The sequence below is a fragment of the Mycolicibacterium arcueilense genome (assembly GCF_058536225.1).
This window is the reverse complement of sequence record NZ_JBZTYL010000012.1, coordinates 84,071-103,765: the sequence shown is the minus strand read 5'-3', so window position 1 is coordinate 103,765 and position 19,695 is coordinate 84,071. Positions and strand designations below refer to the sequence as shown.

The 19,695-nt window shown below is 66.2% G+C and carries 19 protein-coding genes and 1 tRNA gene; 13 read left to right on the top strand and 7 right to left on the bottom strand.

Annotated features, from left to right (window positions below; translation table 11 throughout):
- Window positions 1–108 precede the first annotated feature (108 nt).
- Window positions 109–882, top strand: coding sequence for a 4,5-DOPA-extradiol-dioxygenase (gene ygiD, locus AC4LGL_RS18315; RefSeq protein WP_491840037.1), 774 nt, complete (start codon window positions 109–111; stop codon window positions 880–882).
- 99 nt (window positions 883–981) lie between these two features.
- Window positions 982–1,848, top strand: coding sequence for a glucose-1-phosphate thymidylyltransferase RfbA (gene rfbA, locus AC4LGL_RS18310; protein WP_491840011.1), 867 nt, complete (start codon window positions 982–984; stop codon window positions 1,846–1,848).
- A gap of 32 nt (window positions 1,849–1,880) precedes the next feature.
- On the opposite strand, the gene AC4LGL_RS18305 is transcribed toward rfbA, so the two are convergent.
- Entirely contained in the window at window positions 1,881–2,909 is a 1,029-nt protein-coding gene (locus AC4LGL_RS18305) for a sensor domain-containing protein (protein ID WP_491840010.1), read from the bottom strand.
- Between the two features lie 506 nt (window positions 2,910–3,415).
- Here AC4LGL_RS18305 and AC4LGL_RS18300 point away from each other — a divergent pair.
- Window positions 3,416–3,937 carry a lipoprotein LppJ family protein gene (locus AC4LGL_RS18300; protein WP_491840009.1) on the top strand — a complete coding sequence of 174 codons (522 nt, stop codon included), beginning with the start codon at window positions 3,416–3,418 and terminating at the stop codon, window positions 3,935–3,937.
- A 460-nt stretch (window positions 3,938–4,397) separates the two neighbouring features.
- Here AC4LGL_RS18300 and AC4LGL_RS18295 read toward each other — a convergent pair.
- Window positions 4,398–4,480, bottom strand: a tRNA-Leu gene (locus AC4LGL_RS18295).
- A 274-nt stretch (window positions 4,481–4,754) separates the two neighbouring features.
- Here AC4LGL_RS18295 and AC4LGL_RS18290 point away from each other — a divergent pair.
- The 7 genes from AC4LGL_RS18290 to pknB all read left to right on the top strand — a co-directional run bounded on the left by AC4LGL_RS18290 (window position 4,755) and on the right by pknB (window position 14,505).
- Window positions 4,755–6,278, top strand: coding sequence for an FHA domain-containing protein (locus AC4LGL_RS18290; protein ID WP_491840008.1), 1,524 nt, complete (start codon window positions 4,755–4,757; stop codon window positions 6,276–6,278).
- A gap of 131 nt (window positions 6,279–6,409) precedes the next feature.
- Entirely contained in the window at window positions 6,410–6,877 is a 468-nt protein-coding gene (locus AC4LGL_RS18285; protein WP_029110475.1) for an FHA domain-containing protein FhaB/FipA, read from the top strand.
- Window positions 6,878–6,935: 58 nt separating this feature from the next.
- Complete coding sequence (locus tag AC4LGL_RS18280; RefSeq protein ID WP_491840007.1) at window positions 6,936–8,456, top strand: PP2C family protein-serine/threonine phosphatase; 1,521 nt, start codon at window positions 6,936–6,938, stop codon at window positions 8,454–8,456.
- On the top strand, window positions 8,453–9,868 hold the full coding sequence (locus AC4LGL_RS18275) for a peptidoglycan glycosyltransferase RodA (RefSeq protein WP_064885491.1): 1,416 nt from the start codon (window positions 8,453–8,455) through the stop codon (window positions 9,866–9,868). The genes AC4LGL_RS18280 and AC4LGL_RS18275 overlap by 4 nt, the downstream gene beginning before the upstream one ends.
- Window positions 9,865–11,343, top strand: a complete 1,479-nt coding sequence (gene pbpA / locus AC4LGL_RS18270; protein WP_491840006.1) for a D,D-transpeptidase PbpA — start codon at window positions 9,865–9,867, stop codon at window positions 11,341–11,343. Before AC4LGL_RS18275 ends, pbpA begins: the two co-directional genes overlap by 4 nt.
- A gap of 31 nt (window positions 11,344–11,374) precedes the next feature.
- A complete protein-coding gene (locus AC4LGL_RS18265) occupies window positions 11,375–12,637 on the top strand; it encodes a protein kinase domain-containing protein (protein WP_491840005.1) in 1,263 nt (420 codons plus the stop codon).
- Entirely contained in the window at window positions 12,634–14,505 is a 1,872-nt protein-coding gene (gene pknB, locus AC4LGL_RS18260; protein ID WP_491840004.1) for a Stk1 family PASTA domain-containing Ser/Thr kinase, read from the top strand. The genes AC4LGL_RS18265 and pknB overlap by 4 nt, the downstream gene beginning before the upstream one ends.
- Here pknB and AC4LGL_RS18255 read toward each other — a convergent pair.
- Together AC4LGL_RS18255 and AC4LGL_RS18250 are read right to left on the bottom strand one after the other, a co-directional pair.
- Window positions 14,483–15,157: an aminodeoxychorismate/anthranilate synthase component II gene (locus AC4LGL_RS18255; protein WP_491840003.1), complete on the bottom strand. Its 675-nt coding sequence runs from the start codon at window positions 15,155–15,157 to the stop codon at window positions 14,483–14,485. The genes pknB and AC4LGL_RS18255 overlap by 23 nt on opposite strands.
- Window positions 15,158–15,174: 17 nt before the next feature.
- Entirely contained in the window at window positions 15,175–15,924 is a 750-nt protein-coding gene (locus AC4LGL_RS18250; protein ID WP_055119247.1) for a DUF881 domain-containing protein, read from the bottom strand.
- 94 nt (window positions 15,925–16,018) lie between these two features.
- On the opposite strand from AC4LGL_RS18250, the gene crgA reads away from it, so the two are divergent.
- Together crgA and AC4LGL_RS18240 are read left to right on the top strand one after the other, a co-directional pair.
- Window positions 16,019–16,303, top strand: coding sequence for a cell division protein CrgA (crgA, locus tag AC4LGL_RS18245; RefSeq protein WP_003883285.1), 285 nt, complete (start codon window positions 16,019–16,021; stop codon window positions 16,301–16,303).
- Between the two features lie 155 nt (window positions 16,304–16,458).
- On the top strand, window positions 16,459–16,875 hold the full coding sequence (locus tag AC4LGL_RS18240) for a PH domain-containing protein (protein WP_491840002.1): 417 nt from the start codon (window positions 16,459–16,461) through the stop codon (window positions 16,873–16,875).
- Window positions 16,876–16,961: 86 nt separating this feature from the next.
- On the opposite strand, the gene AC4LGL_RS18235 is transcribed toward AC4LGL_RS18240, so the two are convergent.
- Window positions 16,962–17,489, bottom strand: a complete 528-nt coding sequence (locus AC4LGL_RS18235; RefSeq protein WP_055119243.1) for a peptidylprolyl isomerase — start codon at window positions 17,487–17,489, stop codon at window positions 16,962–16,964.
- Between the two features lie 153 nt (window positions 17,490–17,642).
- On the opposite strand from AC4LGL_RS18235, the gene cwsA reads away from it, so the two are divergent.
- The gene (gene cwsA / locus AC4LGL_RS18230) at window positions 17,643–18,041 is read left to right on the top strand and encodes a cell wall synthesis protein CwsA (protein WP_491840001.1); all 399 of its coding nucleotides are present in this window, start codon (window positions 17,643–17,645) and stop codon (window positions 18,039–18,041) included.
- A gap of 15 nt (window positions 18,042–18,056) precedes the next feature.
- On the opposite strand, the gene AC4LGL_RS18225 is transcribed toward cwsA, so the two are convergent.
- Both AC4LGL_RS18225 and AC4LGL_RS18220 read right to left on the bottom strand, forming a co-directional pair.
- Window positions 18,057–18,698 (bottom strand): Rv0361 family membrane protein, encoded by a 642-nt coding sequence (locus AC4LGL_RS18225; protein WP_491840000.1) that lies wholly within the window; start codon window positions 18,696–18,698, stop codon window positions 18,057–18,059.
- A 115-nt stretch (window positions 18,699–18,813) separates the two neighbouring features.
- Window positions 18,814–19,683 (bottom strand): hypothetical protein, encoded by an 870-nt coding sequence (locus AC4LGL_RS18220; RefSeq protein WP_491839999.1) that lies wholly within the window; start codon window positions 19,681–19,683, stop codon window positions 18,814–18,816.
- Window positions 19,684–19,695 lie beyond the last annotated feature (12 nt).

The following is a 19,695-nucleotide window of genomic DNA, read 5'->3' as shown; positions in this document are numbered from 1 at the left end:
CGATGCGACATCACTGCACACACGGCATAAGTTCGGAACATGTCTCCTGCCGGCTCGTCGGACGCCGACCCGCTGCCTGCACGCCGCGTTGTCGGCGACACCGGCCTGATGCCCGCGGCGTTCATCGGCCACGGCAGCCCGATGAACGCGCTCGAGTCCAACCGCTTCACCACTGCCTGGCGCAGTTTCGGTCAGACCGTGCCGCGGCCGCGGGCGATCCTGGTGATCAGCGCGCACTGGTACATCAACGCCACCGCGGTCACCGCGATGCCGAGCCCACGGACCATCCACGACTTCTACGGATTCCCGCGTGAGCTGTTCGAGGTGCAGTATCCGGCGCCGGGGTTGCCAGAGCTGGCCGAGGAGGTCGGCGAGGTGGTGAAGCCGACGTGGGTGGGTGCCGACGTGGACAGCTGGGGCATCGACCACGGCACCTGGTCAGTACTGGTACACGCCTTCCCCGACGCGTCCATACCTGTTGTGCAACTGGCCATCAACGCCAACGAGCCGGCCGAGTACCACCTGCAACTCGGCGCCACGCTGGCGCCACTGCGTGAGCGCGGTGTGCTCATCGTGGGCAGCGGAAACATCGTGCACAACCTCGCCGGCATGGACCCCACCCAACCCGAAGACGGGTTTGCCTGGGCCAAGAGATTCGACGACGACGCCCGAGAACAACTCACCCACTCCCCCGCCGACGTCCTCGATCTCGCGGCACATCCGGACTACGCAGCCGCCGTTCCCACCCCGGACCACTTCATCCCGATACTGTACTTCGCCGGGCTGGCCGGTGCCGCACCAGATTCCGGGAGATCACTGGACACCCTGGTCACCGGCTACACCTACGGGTCGTTGTCGATGACGTCGTATGTACTGCGCTGAGGCAGCTCAATTCGTCGAACCCACGCTGAAAGGCACGCTATGGTGACGGGCGTGTTGAGCCATGATGAGCAGGTAAACCCCGTCGGGGTGTAGGCACACGTGCGCGGAATCATCCTGGCCGGCGGTTCCGGCACACGACTTCATCCGATCACCATGGGCGTCAGCAAGCAATTGCTGCCGGTGTACGACAAGCCGCTCGTCTACTACCCGCTGTCCACTCTGATCATGGCCGGCATCCGCGACATCCTGGTGATCACCACACCGGTCGATGCCCCGGCGTTCCAACGGCTTCTTGGGGACGGCTCGGCCTTCGGGGTGAACCTGACGTACGCAGTCCAACAGCAGCCCGAGGGCCTGGCTCAGGCATTCATCATCGGAGCCGAGCACATCGGCACCGATTCCGTGGCACTTGTGTTGGGCGACAACGTCTTCTATGGACCGGGCCTGGGCACGAGCCTGCGCCGGTTCCAAAATGTCAGCGGCGGAGCGATATTCGCGTACTGGGTGGCGAACCCGACGGCCTATGGCGTCGTCGAGTTCGACTCCAACGGGGCAGCGCTGTCGCTGGAGGAGAAGCCCGTCGTCCCCAAATCCCAGTACGCGGTGCCCGGGCTGTACTTCTACGACAACGACGTCATCGAGATTGCCCGGTCGCTGCGCAAGTCGGCCCGCGGCGAATACGAGATCACCGGCATCAACCAGACCTACCTGAGCCAGGGCCGACTCTCCGTCGAGGTACTGGCCCGCGGCACCGCGTGGCTGGACACCGGCACCTTCGACTCGTTGTTGGACGCCAGTGACTACGTCCGCACCATCGAACGCCGCCAAGGACTGAAGATCGGTGTGCCAGAAGAGATCGCGTGGCGGGAGGGCTACATCGACGATGCCCAACTGGCCGCACGCGCCAAAGAGCTGCCCAAATCCGGATATGGCGACTATCTACTGGAGCTTCTGGCGCGTAAGTAGGTGCGGATGCGCACCTACTTACGCGGCACCGGTCAGCGTTCGCCGTTGATCTTCTTGCCGATATCACCGGCGATTGAAAAGCCGGCCGTCACGATGTCACTGCTGCATGCCCGGACGTCGACGACCACATTGGCCCTCCGGGACACTCCGCGACTGCAGGTGATCGCATCGGCGGCCCCGCTGATGTCGGTGAAGATCGACATATTCAGGAACTCTTTGTCCTTATCCTCACCGTTGCCGGAGGTTTTCACCGTGTCGGTGCCCAGCCCGTCGTAGGTGGCGTTGATTGTCTTGTATCGGCACTCCTTCCAGTCGGAGGCCTGCTTCTGGAACGCCGCCTTTGCCGCCGCCTCGTCAGGGAACAACACCGCGGCCTGGACCATATGGAATCCCGTCCCGCCCTGCACAGTCTGGATCGCCACTCCCGTGTAGCCGGAATCGCCATATGTCGATTGCGCACCCGGAGCCCATACACCCGCGCAGTTCGGCGGTGTGACGGGGTCGGTGGACAGTGACGTCTCGACCGGCCCGGGCGTCAGTCCCGAAATATAAAGTCGCTTCTCGATCTCACTGGCCGACAGCAGCACACCCTCCAACTCCGACGCCTCCACGGTGCCGTCGGCGCCGGGCAGTGCCGCCGTTGCCGAGGTGGTGGCCGGACTCTTCGACGTCGTCTGGGTAGACCCCGACGGAGGTGCACTGGTGGTACCGGTCGCGACCGGACCATCACTCGTCTCATCGCTGCCACCGAGCTTGACTGCGACCAGGACGATCGCCAGCACCAAGACGACCACGCCGGCAATCGCGCCCCCGATGATCCACGGCCCCTTGTTGTTGTTGGGCGGCTGGCCGTACGGCGGGTTCATCATCGGCGGTGCGTTCCACGGACCGGGTTGACCGGCCTGCCATTGCCCGCCGGGCATCGGAGGCGGCGGATACGGCGATCCCTGCGGAGGCCCCTGCGGAGGGCCCGCCGGAAGCCAGGGTGACTGCGACGGGGCCGGCTCATTGCCAGGCCAGCCGCCACTGCCCTGGAACGGGTCGTTTCCACCAGGATTCATTTGTGCTCCATATCTTGTTGTGAACGAGCTCGAGCCACCTGCCCGCGTCGCCGGCCCGGTGTTCGCGAAAGGGCTTCGGCGGCGGGAGCTTCGGTGCCTTCTCCTGGTTCCCGGCTGAATTCCCCACGGGAAGGTATCGCTCGGTCCGCATGACGCGGACGCATCGCCAGAACTGCCCTCTGGTCCCCAAGATCCGGGCGTACGGGTCTTTGTCGAACGGATGCAGCGGGTCTCCCGTTGGCCACCACACGGATTGGCCGGCCACCCGCGCGATTGCGCCGGTTACGCACCGTGATCCGGTCGGCCGCTGCGCCGCCGCATATCGGACAGCGCAAAGGACCCCTCCAGTTCTTTGGTGCTCTCGACAGCCCGGACCACCCTAACCCTGCGGAACACCAGCTGAGGACACCAATCTGCCGATCCGATCTGGAACCTCGTTGCCGTCCCGCAAAGAAGTGTGATCGAAGCGTTGCCTGCGGATTTAGGCTTTTGTTCATGGGTGGGCGATGCGTGCCAATCCGGACTCGCTGCGTAATGCTGCGCGCGCTCACGTTGAAGTGAGTCAGTTTGTCTCAGGTCTGGGAGCGGGGCAACGACCATTGACACGCGTATGGATTCGAATCGCCGAAACGCTGGCGGGGCTGCTGTGCCTGGTGGGGTGCTCTGGCGCCGTGCGTAATCCGATATCCCCCGAGGAGGCGCGCCGCCAGGTTATCGATGTGTCCGGTCAGGTGATTGTGGATCTCGGCGCCGAGGTGGCTGACGCGAGGTTCGGCTACGACTCGTGCAATGACTCCGGCAAACCACCGTTCCAGGGCCACAGCAGGCTCAAGTTGTGGATGCCCGGAGCCGACCGGTCGCGTGACGTTTCATCGGACTCGGTGCTGAATAGATTGCGACAATACGGTTGGCAGATCGATCCCGACTTTCATTCCCACGCCACCACATTCAAGCGCGACGCGGTCGATGTGAGTGTGTGGGTGATACCGCCGCCCGAGCCCGACCAGCCACCCGTTGCTCACAGATGATCGACGTGTTGGGCGAATGCCGCGACAATTTCGACCATCGCAGCAACCAGACAAACTCGCTGTCGGAAGACATCAAGGGAGAACTGGCCTCCGGTTAGAGGTACAGAAATCGATTAGCGCGCAACGGGTCCGTTCCTGAGACTCAGGGCGGCTCCACTTTTGTCCTGGACCGTGCGTGGAGCGGCTCGGAGCTAGAGGCGCCGCGACGACTGGGTGCCGGCCACCGGCCACGAGATATGCGGCGGGGACGAAGCCATCGCCCTGCGCGTCGATAGAAGGAACGGACAGCACCAGCGGCAGACGCCGGGAAGTCTGAAGTTCGAACCTCGCGCGACGATGCCCGGCCTTCGGCGGCGGCCCGCACGCGCCGAACGCACTGGGTCTACCCCACCAAACACAAAGGCCGCGAACCCAGTTGGGTTCGCGGCCTTTGAGTTGCAGTTCGTAGAACCGCTCTCTGTGGGCGAAGGGGGACTTGAACCCCCACGTCCCGAAGGACACTGGCACCTGAAGCCAGCGCGTCTGCCATTCCGCCACTCGCCCGAATGACCGAGGCAGCGTAACACTGCGAGCGCGCCGTTCCCAAACCAGCCGATCAGCGGGCCGATCAGGCGGCCGTCAAACTGTCAGAAAACCCTTAACCTCATCTAGATCAGGTCACTGACCTGCATCGATCGAATTCTCAGAGTTCTGTTGGTCCCGCATTACGGCACCAGGCCGATACCATGCTTGTGAGCAGTGTGGCCAGAGCGACACGCGGGAGCACGGGTGGCCGTGCCGAGGCGACGTACGACAACGAGAAAAGGCGGGCGGTGACATGGGTCTGGTCGACCGCATCGAACGCAAACTCGAGTCAACCGTCGGCGATGCGTTCGCCCGGGTCTTCGGCGGCTCGATTGTGCCCCAGGAAGTAGAGACGGCGTTGTGCCGGGAAGCCGAGTCCCGAGCCCGTACGGTGGCCGGTGGACAAGTTTTGGCACCGAACGACTACGTAATTACGCTCAGTGGCACTGACTATCAGAAAGTAAGCGCCGATACTGACCTGACCTCGACCGCGTTCGCCAAACATCTGGGGGGATTCATTCGTGATCAGGGGTGGCAAACGTATGGTGATGTGGTCGTTAGATTCGAGCAATCACCGAACTTGCACACCGGACAGTTCCGCGCACATGGCGCGGTTAACCCCGATTCGACCGCTGGCGAATCCGCGCGAGCCCAAGGCGACCATGCGTTCACCGCAGAATCAGGAGAACCACCTATGACCGATAACCCGAATTACCGCGGCGGCCAGGGACAAGGGCGGCCCGGCGACGATTATTACGACGACCGTTACGGCCACCCGCAGGATGACCCCCGTGGTGGGCAGTACCCGCCGGATCAAGGCGGCTACCCCCCGCAGGATCAGGGTGGTTACCCTCCGCAGCGCGGCGGCTACGGCGGCGACCGCGGTGGCTACCCCGACCAGGGCGGCTACCCCGATCAAGGCGGCTACCCCGACCAGGGCGGCTACCCCGACCAGGGTGGTTACCCCGATCAAGGCGGCTACCCGGACCAGGGTGGCTACCCTCCGCAGTCCTACGAGCAGCAGCGCCCGCCCGCCGGCTACGGCGGCCAGCAAGGTGGCCAGCCGGGCGGTGGTTATGACCGCGGCTACGGCGGCCAGCCGGGCGGTGGCTACGGCCAGCCCCCGCAGGCCCCGCAGGGTGGCCAGCCCGGTTACGGCGGCGGCGGTGACTACGACTACGGACGTCAGGACCCCCGGCAGGGCGGCGGCTACCCGGAGCAAGGTGGCGGTTACCCCGAGCAGGGCGGCTACGGCGGCGGCGGCGGACAGTCTTACGGACGTCAGGACTACGGCCAGCCGCAGGATTACGGCCGCGGCTACGCCGAGCCTCAGCAGGGCGGCGGCTACGCGGAGCCGGGCTACGGCGACGCCGCAGGTTATGGCGAGCAGGGCGGCTTCGGCGGCGGCGACTACGGCGCACCGCAGGGTGGCCAGCCCGGTTACGGTGCCCAGCCGGGCGGCTACGGCGGCGGTGACTATGCCGCAGGCGGCGCTGCAGTCACCCTGCAACTCGACGACGGCAGTGGCCGCACCTACCAGCTCCGTGAAGGTGCCAACGTGATCGGCCGCGGTCAGGACGCACAGTTCCGTCTGCCCGACACCGGGGTGTCACGCCGGCATCTCGAGATCCGGTGGGACGGCCAGGTCGCGTTGCTGTCAGACCTCAACTCCACCAACGGCACCACGGTGAACAACGCACCGGTGCAGGAGTGGCAGTTGGCCGACGGTGACGTGATCCGGCTGGGCCATTCCGAGATCATCGTGCGCGTGCACTGAGCGTCTGAGACCGGACACACCTGAGTGGCAAGCACCCCGCTTCGCCCTCACGGCGAACGCCGTCCAAGTATCGTGACGTTGCCGACGGTAGCTGAGCGATACCAGTGGGGCGGATACGGAGAGGACGTCAGATGCAGGGGTTAGTGCTGCAACTGACGCGTGTCGGATTCCTCCTGCTGCTGTGGCTGTTCATCTGGTCGGTGCTGCGCATCCTGCGGACCGATATCTATGCGCCCACGGGCGCTGTGATGGTGCGCCGGGGGTTGGCTCTCCGCGGCTCTCTGCTGCCGAGTCGGGACCGACGCCACATCGCGCGGCAATTGGTGGTCACCGAGGGAGCACTGGCCGGTACCCGCATCACGTTGGGTGCCCAGCCGGTGCTGATCGGCCGTGCCGACGACTCCACTCTGGTGCTCACCGATGATTACGCTTCGACGCGCCACGCCCGGCTCTCGCCACGAGGTTCGGAGTGGTACGTCGAGGACCTAGGATCGACCAACGGCACATACCTTGACAGGGCGAAGGTGACAACAGCGGTAAGGGTTTCGATCGGGACGCCGGTCCGAATCGGTAAGACGGTAATCGAGTTGCGTCCGTGACGCCGCGCACGCGAGGAGCAGATCGGATACTGCGCATGCGAGGAGCACGAGAAACAACATGACCCTCGTACTCCGATATGCCGCGCGCAGTGATCGCGGGCTGGTTCGCGCCAACAACGAAGACTCGGTGTACGCCGGGGCGCGGTTGCTGGCACTGGCCGACGGCATGGGCGGCCACGCCGCAGGTGAAGTGGCCTCACAACTGGTCATCGCGGCACTCGCCCACCTCGACGACGACGAACCCGGCGGCGACCTGCTGGGCAAGCTCAACACGGCCGTCGCCCAGGGCAATGCCGCGATCGCGGCACACGTCGAGGCCGACCCTGAACTCGAGGGTATGGGCACGACACTCACCGCGATCCTGTTCGCGGGGAACCGGCTCGGGCTGCTCCACATCGGCGATTCCCGGGGATACCTGCTCCGCGATGGCGAGCTCACCCAGATCACCAAGGACGACACCTTCGTCCAGACCCTGGTCGACGAAGGCCGGATCACCGCCGAGGAGGCCCACAGCCATCCGCAGCGCTCGCTGATCATGCGGGCACTGACCGGCCACGAGGTCGAGCCGACCCTGATCATGCGCGAGGCCAAGGCAGGCGATCGCTACCTGCTCTGCTCGGACGGTCTGTCTGATCCGGTCAGCCACGAGACCATCCACGAGGCCCTCCAGATCGAGGACGTCGCCGAGAGCGCCGACCGGTTGATCGAGTTGGCGCTGCGCGGCGGCGGACCGGACAACGTGACGGTGGTGGTCGCCGACGTCGTCGACTACGACTACGGGCAGACCCAGCCGATTCTGGCCGGCGCGGTGTCCGGGGACGACGACCAGAGCGCGCCGCCCGACACGGCTGCCGGACGGGCTTCTGCGTTCAACCCGCGCCGCAACGAGCCCAAGCGCGTGGTCCCCCAGCCGGCCGAGCCGGACCGCAAGCCACGGTCACGGCGCCGGATCCTGATCGCGGCCGTACTGCTGGTGCTGGTGCTCATCTGCGGGCTGGCCGTCGGACGGCAGATCATCCGCAATAACTACTACGTCGCCGAACACGACGGCACGGTGTCGATCATGCGCGGGGTGCAGGGCTCGTTTCTGGGCATCTCCCTGCAGGAGCCGTACCGCCTGGGCTGCTTGAACGCCCGCAACGAACTGTCGCTGATCGGCGTTGACGAGGACCGGAGCCGGCTCGACTGCCGGTTGATGGCGGTCGACGACCTGCGTCAGTCCGAGCGCACCTCGGTGTCGGCCGGCCTGCCCGGCGGCACGCAAGACGAGGCCATCAAGCAGATCAACGACCTGGCCCACGGCTCCGTCCTGCCGGTGTGTACACCGCGCACCGCGCCGACGACGTCGAAGCCCGCCCCGCCGCCCAGTCCGTCGCCGTCACCCACTCCGGGTGCCGCGCCGACACCGACTCCGGCACCTGGCGCCGAGACGCCGGCACCCGAGACACCTGCGCCTGAATCCTCGGCGCCAGGGACCGCCGTTGTGCCGGCCCCGGTGCTACCGACACCGTCCCCGACCGTCACCGCATTGCCGCCCCCATCACAAGAACCGGGGAAGAACTGCCGAGCCGTGTCATGACGACTCAACCCCAGTCGCCGGTTACCGTCATGCCGCCGCTACCCAATCGGCGCAACGCGGAACTTCTGCTTCTGGGGTTCGCGGCCTTCATCACCACCATCGCGCTGCTGATCGTCGAGGCCAACCAGGAGCAGGGTCTGAGCTGGGACCTGGTGGGCTACGTCGTCACCTTCATCGCCCTGATGGGCGTCGCCCACCTGGCCATCCGGCGGTTCGCGCCGTATGCCGACCCGCTGCTGCTGCCGGTCGTGGCGCTGCTCAACGGGCTGGGCCTGGTGATGATCCACCGGCTGGATCTCGCCAAGGGTGAAACCGCAACGGATGGGCTCGGTGGCACCGCCAGCCAGCAGATGACGTGGCTGCTGATCGGCGTGATCGGCTTCTCCGTCGTGGTGGCGTTGCTGACCGACCACCGCATGCTGGCCCGGTACGGGTACATCTGTGCGCTGACCGGCCTTGTGCTGCTTGTGATTCCGGCATTGCTGCCGACGAGATACTCCGAGCAGTACGGCGCGAAGATCTGGATCCAGTTCCCCGGCTTCTCGATTCAGCCCGCCGAATTCTCCAAGATCCTGCTGCTGATCTTTTTCGCCGCGGTGCTGGTGGCCAAGCGCGATCTGTTCACCAGTGCGGGGAAACACTTCTTCGGACTCGATCTGCCGCGCCCCCGTGACCTGGCTCCCCTGCTGCTGGCCTGGGCTGCCTCGGTGGGCGTGATGGTCTTCGAAAAAGACTTGGGCACTTCCCTTCTGCTGTATGCCTCGTTCCTCGTACTCGTCTACGTGGCTACCGAGCGGCTCAGCTGGGTGGTGATCGGGCTGACCCTCTTCGCCGCGGGAAGCGTTGTGGCATACCAGGTTTTCGGCCATGTCCGAGTGCGGGTCGAGACCTGGCTCGACCCGTTCGCCGATCCCGATGGCGCCGGCTATCAGATGGTGCAGTCCCTGTTCAGCTTCGCCACCGGCGGCATCTTCGGCACCGGTCTGGGCAACGGACAACCCGGCACGGTGCCCGCCGCAGCCACCGACTTCATCATCGCCGCGATCGGCGAGGAGCTCGGATTGGTCGGGCTCGCAGGCGTTCTCATGCTCTACACGATCTTCATCATCCGCGGCATGCGCACCGCGATCGCGGTGCGTGACAGCTTCGGCAAGCTGCTCGCCGCCGGCCTGTCCGCCACCCTGGCCATCCAGCTGTTCATCGTCGTCGGAGGTGTCACCAAGCTGATTCCCCTGACCGGGCTGACCACCCCGTGGATGTCCTACGGGGGATCATCGCTGCTGGCCAACTACATCCTGCTGGCCATCCTGGTGCGCATCTCGCACTCCGCGCGCCGGCCGATCACCACCACACCGGCGCCCAACCCCACCCCGATCGCAGCGGCCAGCACCGAGGTGATCGAGAAGGTATGAACACCTCCCTGCGCCGGGTGGCAGTCACGATCATGGTGCTGATCGTGCTGCTGTTGGCGAACGCCACGATCACCCAGGTCTTCACCGCCGACGGGCTACGCGCGGACCCGCGCAACCAGCGGGTACTGCTCGACGAGTATTCGCGCCAGCGGGGCCAGATCACCGCAGGCGGCCAGCTGCTGGCCTATTCGAAGGCCACTGACGGCCGGTTCCGCTTCCTGCGGGTCTACCCCAACCCCGAGGTGTACGCCCCGATCACCGGGTTCTACTCGCTGGGCTATTCCAGTACCGGGCTGGAGCGGGCCGAAGACACCATCCTGAACGGCTCCGACGAGCGCCTCTTCGGCCGCCGGCTTGCCGATTTCTTCACCGGCCGCGACCCACGCGGTGGCAACGTCGACACCACCATCAACCCGCAGGTGCAGCAGGCCGCCTGGGATGCGCTGCAGCACGGCTGCAACGACGGCCCCTGCAAGGGCTCTGTGGTGGCCCTGGAGCCCTCGACGGGCAAGATCCTTGCCATGGCGTCGTCTCCCTCGTACGACCCCAACCAGCTCGCCACACACGATCTGGGCGCCCAGAGCCAGGCCTGGCAGCAGTTGCGCGACAACGAGCAGTCCCCACTTCTCAACCGCGCCATCTCGGAGACCTACCCGCCGGGCTCGACGTTCAAGGTGATCACCACCGCCGCGGCCCTTCAGTCCGGCGCCACCCCGGACACCCAGCTGACCGCGGCGCCGCGGATCCCGCTGCCCGACAGCACCGCGACGCTGGAGAACTTCGCCGGGTCCTCATGCGGCCCCGGTCCCACCGCGACGCTGCGCGAGGCGTTCGCCAGATCGTGCAACACCGCTTTCGTTCAGCTGGGCCTCAATACGGGTGCCGACAAACTCAAGTCCACCGCCCAGGCGTTCGGACTCGACGAAGCGCCGCCCACCATCCCGCTACAGGTGGCCGAATCGACCACCGGCCCGATTTCGGACGCGGCGGCACTGGGTATGTCCAGCATCGGGCAACGGGATGTCGCTTTGACACCCCTGCAGAATGCGCAGGTGGCCGCCACCATTGCCAATGACGGGATCGCGATGCGCCCGTATCTTGTGGATAGCTTAAAAGGACCCGACCTGGCCACGATCGCCACCACCGCCCCCGCCCAGGAGCGCCGGGCGGTGTCACCCCAGGTCGCAGCTACACTTACGGACTTGATGGTCGCCGCCGAGCAGGTGACTCAGCAGAAGGGAGCCATCGCCGGCGTGCAGATCGCTTCTAAGACCGGTACGGCAGAGCACGGGACCGACCCCCGTAACACTCCGCCGCATGCCTGGTACATCGCATTCGCACCGGCCAGCGACCCCAAGGTCGCGGTCTCGGTGTTGATCGAGGACGGCGGGGACCGGTTGTCGGCCACCGGCGGCGCACTCGCCGCCCCGATCGGACGTGCCACCATTTCGGCGGCACTGCGGGAGGGTTCATGAGTCCGCGAAGGCGACTCGTAGGAGGCGAGCCATGAGCCCGCGCGTTGGAGTCACGCTGTCCGGGCGTTACCGGCTGCAGCGGCTGATCGCCACGGGCGGCATGGGTCAGGTCTGGGAGGCTGTCGACTCCCGGTTGGGCCGGCGCGTCGCGGTCAAGGTACTCAAGGCCGAGTTTTCGACCGATGCCGAGTTCGTCGAGCGCTTCCGGGCCGAGGCTCGCACGGTGGCCATGCTCAACCACCCCGGCATCGCCAGCGTGTACGACTACGGCGAGACCGAGCTCGACGGCGAGGGCCGCACGGCGTACCTGGTGATGGAGCTGATCAACGGCGAGCCGTTGAACTCGGTGATCAAGCGCACCGGCCGGTTGTCGCTGCGCCACGCCCTGGACATGCTCGAGCAGACGGGCCGCGCCCTGCAGGTGGCCCACACCGCGGGCCTGGTGCACCGCGACGTCAAGCCCGGCAACATCCTGATCACCCCGACCGGTCAGGTGAAGCTGACCGACTTCGGTATCGCCAAGGCGGTCGACGCCGCCCCGGTCACCCAGACCGGCATGGTGATGGGCACCGCCCAGTACATCGCGCCCGAACAGGCCCTTGGCCATGACGCCACCGCGGCCAGCGACGTGTACTCGCTGGGAGTCGTCGGCTACGAATCTGTTTCCGGCAAGCGGCCGTTCACCGGCGACGGTGCGCTGACGGTCGCGATGAAGCACATCAAGGAGACCCCACCGCCGCTGCCCGCCGATCTGCCGCCCAACGTGCGCGAGCTGATCGAGATCACCCTGGTGAAGAACCCGGGGATGCGTTACAAGTCGGGTGGACCCTTCGCCGACGCGGTCGCCGCGGTGCGCTCCGGTCGTCGTCCCCCGCGTCCCAACCAGGCTCCGACGCTCGGTCGGGCCGCCCCGGCGGCGGTTCCGTCGGCCGCGCAGGCTCGCGCCGCAGCGGACCTCAGCGGCCGCACCCCGGTGACCGCTACGCGAGCCAGGCCGACCACGGCCGCACACCGGCCCGCGCCCGCCCCGCGACGTACGTTCTCGTCGGGTCAACGTGCCCTGCTGTGGGCCGCCGGGGTACTCGGCGCGCTGGCAATCGTGATTGCCATCCTGATCGTCCTCAATGCTCAGGACCGCAAGGATCAACCCCCGCCCACCGTCACCGACACGGTGACCCAGACGACGCCCTACCAAACGCCGGCAGCGTTGCCGGACCTGGCATTCCACGCGATCGTGCCCAGGGGAGCCGCCGTTCAGGTTGTCCCGAAAGCACCAGAACAGATACTGCAATGACGACGCCTCAGCATCTCTCTGACCGATATGAACTCGGTGAAATCCTCGGCTTCGGCGGCATGTCCGAAGTTCACATCGCACGCGATACGCGGTTGCACCGCGATGTCGCGGTCAAGGTCCTGCGCGCCGATCTGGCCCGCGATCCCAGCTTCTACCTACGTTTCCGCCGGGAAGCGCAGAACGCGGCCGCGCTGAACCATCCCGCCATCGTGGCGGTGTACGACACGGGCGAGGCCGAGACGCCCAATGGGCCGCTGCCCTACATCGTCATGGAGTACGTCGACGGTGTCACGCTGCGCGACATCGTGCACACCGAGGGTCCGATCCCGCCGAAGCGCGCGATCGAGATCATCGCCGACGCCTGCCAGGCGCTGAACTTCAGCCACCAGCACGGCATCGTGCACCGCGACGTCAAGCCGGCCAACATCATGATCAGCAAGGCCAATGCTGTGAAGGTGATGGACTTCGGTATCGCGCGGGCCCTGGCCGATACCGGCAACAGCGTCACGCAGACGGCTGCGGTGATCGGCACCGCGCAGTACCTGTCGCCCGAGCAGGCCCGCGGGGAAACCGTCGACGCTCGTTCCGACGTGTACTCACTGGGCTGCGTGCTCTACGAAATCCTCACGGGCGAACCACCTTTCATCGGTGACTCCCCGGTGGCGGTGGCCTATCAGCATGTCCGGGAGGATCCGGTCCCGCCGTCGAGCCGGCACACGGGCATCTCTCCCGAACTCGACGCCGTCGTGCTCAAAGCCCTGGCGAAGAATCCGGACAATCGCTATCAGACCGCGGCCGACATGCGCACGGATCTGATCCGCGTACACAGCGGCGAGGCCCCCGAGGCACCCAAGGTGCTCACCGAGTCCGAGCGGACGTCGATGATGAACTCCGGGCCGATGCTCACCCAGGGCGGCGGTGCACCCACCCAGAACCTGGTGGTGCCTCGTCCCGCCGACCGCAACGCCTCGCTGGCCCGTTGGCTGATCGCCGTCGCGGTACTGGCGGTGCTGACCGTCGTGGTGACGGTCGCGATCAACATGTTCGACGGCAAGCCACGCGACGTGCAGGTGCCCGACGTGAGTGGCCAGCGTTCGGCGGATGCCATTGCCACGCTGCAGAACCGCGGCTTCAAGACGCGCACCGAGGGCAAGGAAGACAACAAGGTTCCGCCGGAGTACGTGATCGGCACCGACCCGTCGGCCAACAGCATGGCGGCCGCCGGCGATGAGATCACCGTCAACGTCTCTCGCGGGCCCGAGCAGCGGGTGGTCCCCGACGTCGCCGGTCTCTCCCCGAGCCAGGCCCGGCAGAAGCTCAAGGACGCCGGCTTCGAGAAGGTCAAGGAGTCGGCGAGCCCGTCGACTCCTGAGCAGAAGGGCCGCGTGCTGGCGACGAACCCGCCGGCCAACCAGACCGCGGGCATCATCTACGAGATCACGCTCGTGGTGGGTTCGGGCCCGGAAGACACCGCGGTTCCCGACTGCAAGGGTCAGAGCGCCGACGTGTGCAAGCAGATTCTGACCGCGTCGGGGTTCACCAACACGGTGGTCATCGACATCGACAACACCGCGCCCTCGGGGCAGGTGGTGGATACCGAGCCCACCTCCGGTACGTCGGTTCCCAAGGACACCCCGATCCAGATCCACGTATCCAAGGGCAACCAGTTCGTCATGCCCAACCTGGTCGGACAGTTCTGGGATGACGCCTACCAGCGTCTGAGCGCGCTGGGTTGGACCGGCAACCTGGACAAGGGGCCGGACGTACGCGACAGCGGTCAGCGCACCAACGCCGTGGTCACCCAGAGTCCGCCGGCCGGGACCGGGGTGAATCGCGGGGCGAACATCACGCTGAGCTTCGCGTCGTAGCCGCCGCTACGGCGCTGGCCACCTCGGCCTCGAGCGCGGCCACCAGACGTTCCTCCGGGGCGGCACCGCAGACGCCGAGCCAGTTGGCCAGCATGCGGTGTCCGCCCTGGGTCAGGATCGACTCCGGGTGGAACTGCACGCCGTGGATGGGGAGTTCGGTGTGCCGCACCGCCATGATCACTCCGCTGTCGGTCTGCCCGATCACCTCGAGCACATCCGGCACGGTCTCGGGCAGGATCGTCAACGAGTGATAGCGGGTCGCGGTGAACGGGTCGGGAAGGCCCTTGAGCACCCCCGCATCGGAGTGGTGCACCACGCTGGTCTTGCCGTGCAGCAGTTCGGGTGCGCGGTCGACGGTGCCGCCGAAGGCAACCCCGATGGCCTGATGACCCAGGCAGACACCGAGTAGGGGAGTACCTGCCGCGGCGCACGCGTGTACCAGCGGGATCGTGGCGCCGGCCCGCTCGGGGGTGCCGGGGCCGGGGCTGAGCAGGACGCCGTCGAAGTCGGCCGCCACCTTGGCGAGGTCGGCGTCGGTGGCCAGCCGCTGATCGTCATTGCGCCAGACCTGCGCGTCGACCCCGAGCTGACCCAGATACTGGACCAGGTTGAACACGAAGCTGTCATAGTTGTCGACGACCAGAACCTGCATCGGCCCAGGTTACCGGCTCAGTAACCGACAGGGCCCGCGGGTTTCGCGTAGCGCATCCGCACCGGCTCGGTGTGCCCGGTCAGCTCTACCTCGGCCCGAGGCTCCTCGACATAGCCCAAACCGAAGCGCACCACGTACTGCTTGTACAGGGTGACCAGTGGGGCGGCCGCGAGGGCGGCCTGCATGGCCGGGGCGTCGCCGATCGCGGTGATCACGTAGGGCGGGCTGTAGGTACGGCCGTTGAGCAGCAGGGTGTTGCCGACGCAGCGGGGCGCCGAGGTGGCGATGATGCGTTGGTCCTGCATCTGGATGCCCTCGGCACCCGCACTCCAGAGTGCGTTCAGGACGGCCTGGATGTCCTGTTGATGCACCACTAGGTCATCCGGGGAAGCGTCGCGCGGGAATCGGCCCTGGGCGTCGCGTTGGGCATCGTTGAGCGTGACCACCAGGCCCGGCCCACGCATGGGCACAGTGCCTGCGTCGACGGCCAACTGGGCCGAACGTCGGGTGATGGCCTCGAGCGCCGCGTGCGAGCCGGGTGATCCACCGTGATGGCTGTCGATCTCGGTGGCCAGCGAATCGCGCTGGGCCGTCAGCCGGTCGACGGACTGTTGGGCTTCGCGGACCAGGTCGACGAGTCGGGGAGCGTCGCTGCGGCGAATCTCGTCACCGCCGGAGACCCCGTGGGTGGCGGCCAGCAGCAAGCCGGCGGCCAGGCAGACCACCGGGACGCCGAAGCGCCAGGGTGAACGATCCGGTTGGTCCATCGCAGTCTCTCCTGGACGTGCAGCTACGTTAGGCTCGTGAGGCATCCTGCCTCATCGTCGCACCGTGTGACGCCGACTGTCCGCGAAGGTACCCATGCCCAAGTCCAAAGTCCGTAAGAAGAACGATTTCACCATCAAGCAGGTGAGCCGGACTCCGGTCAAGGTGAAAGCCGGACCGTCGAGTGTGTGGTTCGTCGCGCTGTTCATCGGTCTCATGCTGTTCGGCCTGTTGTGGCTGCTGGTTTTCCAGCTCGCCGCGACCAACCCGGTGGACACCCCGTCCTTCCTTCAGTGGATGGCCGATATGGGTCCGTGGAACTACGCGGTCGCCTTTGCCTTCATGATCACCGGGCTGTTGCTCACGATGCGCTGGCGCTGATCGGAGAGCGGACGATAATGAATTCATCTTACGTTTTCAGCGTTTCCAGCTCAGCAACGCCGGCGATGCTCAATCACATCGTTGTGATTCATCCCCATTGGGGATAGCACCTGTGGATAACTCCATTAGTCGCGGTAAGAGGGTGTGAAGAACCCGTGCAGCAAACTCATTGGAGCCCACCGGCCGCTGGAGTCGCAGGTTGCGCCATAGCCGGACTAGCGATGGCTATCGCAGCTGTGACCGTGATCACAGACCCGCCTGGACGTGTTCTTGCCGGCATAGCTGGGGTGGGATTGCTCACGTTCGCAACATTGTCGTGGCGGGCCCGGCCGAAACTGGCAATCAACCAAGACAGTCTCATCGTCGCCAGTTGGCTGCGGACCCGGACATATCGCCGCGATGAGATCCGGAAGATCCGCATCACCGAGTTCCGCCGCATCGCTCGCAAGGTCCGCCTGCTCGAGATCGACACGATCGATGACCGGCTGGAAGTCCTCACGCGGTGGGATCTGGGAACAGACCCCCTCGACGTCCTCGACACGCTCACCCAGGCCGGTTTCTCGACCGGGTAGGCCCGGTAAAGGAAGCACCCCACACAACACGCGACGCCCCCGAGACCCGGGGGCGTCGCGCATTGGTATGTGCGGGGGAGGACCCGTTATGACACGGTGATCGATTCCACGACGACCGGATCGGTCGGGCGGTCGGAGCGATCGGTCGGGGTGGAGGCGATCGCGTCGACCACCTTCTGCGACTCGGGGTCGACGACCTCACCGAAGATGGTGTGGCGCCGGTTCAGGTGCGGCGTCTTGCCGACCGTGATGAAGAACTGTGAGCCGTTGGTGCCCGGGCCGGCGTTGGCCATGGCCAGCAGGTAGGGCTTGTCGAACTGGAGCTCAGGGTGGAACTCGTCGGCGAACTTGTAGCCGGCGTCGCCACGGCCGGTGCCGGTCGGGTCGCCGCCCTGGATCATGAAGCCGTCGATCACCCGGTGGAAGATGACGCCGTCGTAGAACGGACCGGAGGTACCGCCCGAGGCGTTCTCGGTGGTGTAGTCCTTGGTGCCCTGCGCCAAGCCGACGAAGTTGGCCACGGTCTTGGGAGCGTGGTTTCCGAACAGTGCGATCTTGATGTCGCCGCGGTTGGTGTGCAGTGTCGCCGTCGCGGTCTGAATGGGGCTCGTCACGGCTACTCAGTCTGCCATCCCGGTTCGCGGCGAGGGTCAGATACCCCACCAAGCGCCCCAGACTCCCGCAGAGATGGCAGTCTGGATCTCAGCCGACAGATGGCCCACCCCGGTCCGTCGCCAGTGTCCCGCCAGTGCCCAGAAAGGTGCCAGATGACCGCGAACGTCGATACCCGGTTGGCCCCCCGTCAGCGCCTAGCCCGCGGCTTGAAATACAGCACTGTCGGTCCGGTCGATGTCACCCGCGGCGTGGTGGGTCTGAGCGCGAACACCGTGTCCGCCGTCGCCGCCGGGCTGCGTAAGCGCTACGACTCGGGCAAGCTGCGCCGTCAACTCGCCGCCGCCGCGGGAGCGGTGGCCGCGCTGCCCGAGGTACTTCAAGAGGCAGCGGCAGCGCCCGAGCCCAAACGACGTCGCCGCCGGTTGGTACTCGCCGGGGTCGCCGCGGCAGTCCTCGCCGGTGGGGCCGTGACGTTCTCGATCGTGCGGCGGTCTACCCGACCCGAGCCCTCTGCGCTGCCGCCCAGCGTCGAGGTCAATCCGAAGCCCTGACGCCGCAGCGCCCGGCTATTCGTTGAATTGCGCCTCGGCCGGGTCGCACACCTTCCACACACCCGATTCCTTGCGTAGGTACAGCGAACCGGAGTGGTCGGAGTTCGGTCGCAGGAATTGGACCTGCGCCACATCGTCTTTCACCGTGACATCGGTGACTTCGAACGGCTGGCCGTTGTCCTTCGCCCCCGGGCCAGAGTCCGCAGGATCGAAGCCGTCACCGTCGGTGACCAGGTCATGCTCTTCCTGACAGAGCGTCGCCAGCATCTTGTCCTGATCCTGGGTATCTATCGCGTCCGCGAATTGGGAAGCGACGTCCTTGATCGCCCCCTTTTCCCGACTCGACGAGAACCACATCCAACCGCCGACACCACACGCGATCAGTAGCACCGGCACGGCGATCGCCAACGCGATCAACAACTTCGACTTTCCCCGACTCTCATCGGGCTGCTGCTGATTTCCCTGCCAGGGTTGCGGAAATCCCGACTGCGGAAACCCGTAGACCGGCGGAACGTTGCCCAGCACCGGGTATCCCGATGGGGGATAGCTCGGTGGCTGCCCGTAATCCGTTGGCGGATAGGGCTGTTGCGGCGTCCCCCAGTCCGGCGCGCCTGGATGGTTCGGGTCACCACCAAACGGTGACGTCGGTCCTGTCATCACACATCCAACCGGGTTGAGTCGATCCGTCGGTACCGCTGCGGCATGATCAACTCCGCTTTGCCCTTCGAGGTCAATTCGGCGGCCACCTGATCGGAGTCGATCTCCACCCGACTCACTCTCCGTTGGCCGTGACGAGGTTGTTGATGATGTCCCGCAGCTGATTTCGGGTCTCGTTCTGTAGCTGCATCTGTTTTCCCGCCCAGTTCCGGTCGGGCTCGGGCAGCATGCGTGCGGCGCTGCCCGAATTCTCGGCGGTGTTCGCGGTCCACGACATCCACCGGTAGTTCAGCGGTGCCTGCGACAGCAGAAACATCTGATCTGAAGTCAACTTCAGGAAACCCGGAAGCTTGATCAGCTCCGCCAGCGGAACGATGTGGTCGGGCGTGACTTTCGCGTCGCCGGCCGGTGTCTCTCCGATCTTCTGCCCCGGGTAGACCGGGTCGGGGGCTCCTGCCGGCGGCGCGGCTACACCGGCGAGGCGGACGTCTTTCGGCACGCTCCTCGGGTTGTCTCCGCGCAGCGCTTCGTACAGTGGCCGCTCGGGCGCGCCCTTGGGGACGGTTTCCCGGTCTCCCTTGCGGACGGACTGCGGCTGATAGCCCGCGGGGATCCCTTTCCTGGCGTTGTCGACCGCGAGCCGCTGGGCGGCCGAGGCCGTGGCCAGCTGCAGGCCTGACGGGTCCTTGGGCGTGAGTACCTCGACTGCGGCATCGCACGCGTCGATACGCGGCATCAGCGCGCTGCGATCGGCCTCGAGCTGTGCCTTCTCCGCGTTGAACACCTCGACAGCGGCGTGGTCGTATGCATTGACGGAGCCGGTCCGGCTGTTGTGATCGTTCGCCCGCTGCAGCCACGAATCGAGTTGGGCAGCGGGATCGGGGCACACCTGATGAAGGGCGTCGGCGCGAGCCACAGACAGGACGGGTCCGGCGATGACGGACGCCCACATCAGCCCACCTGCGAGCACCAGCGCGAGCAACATGCTCGCCAACCT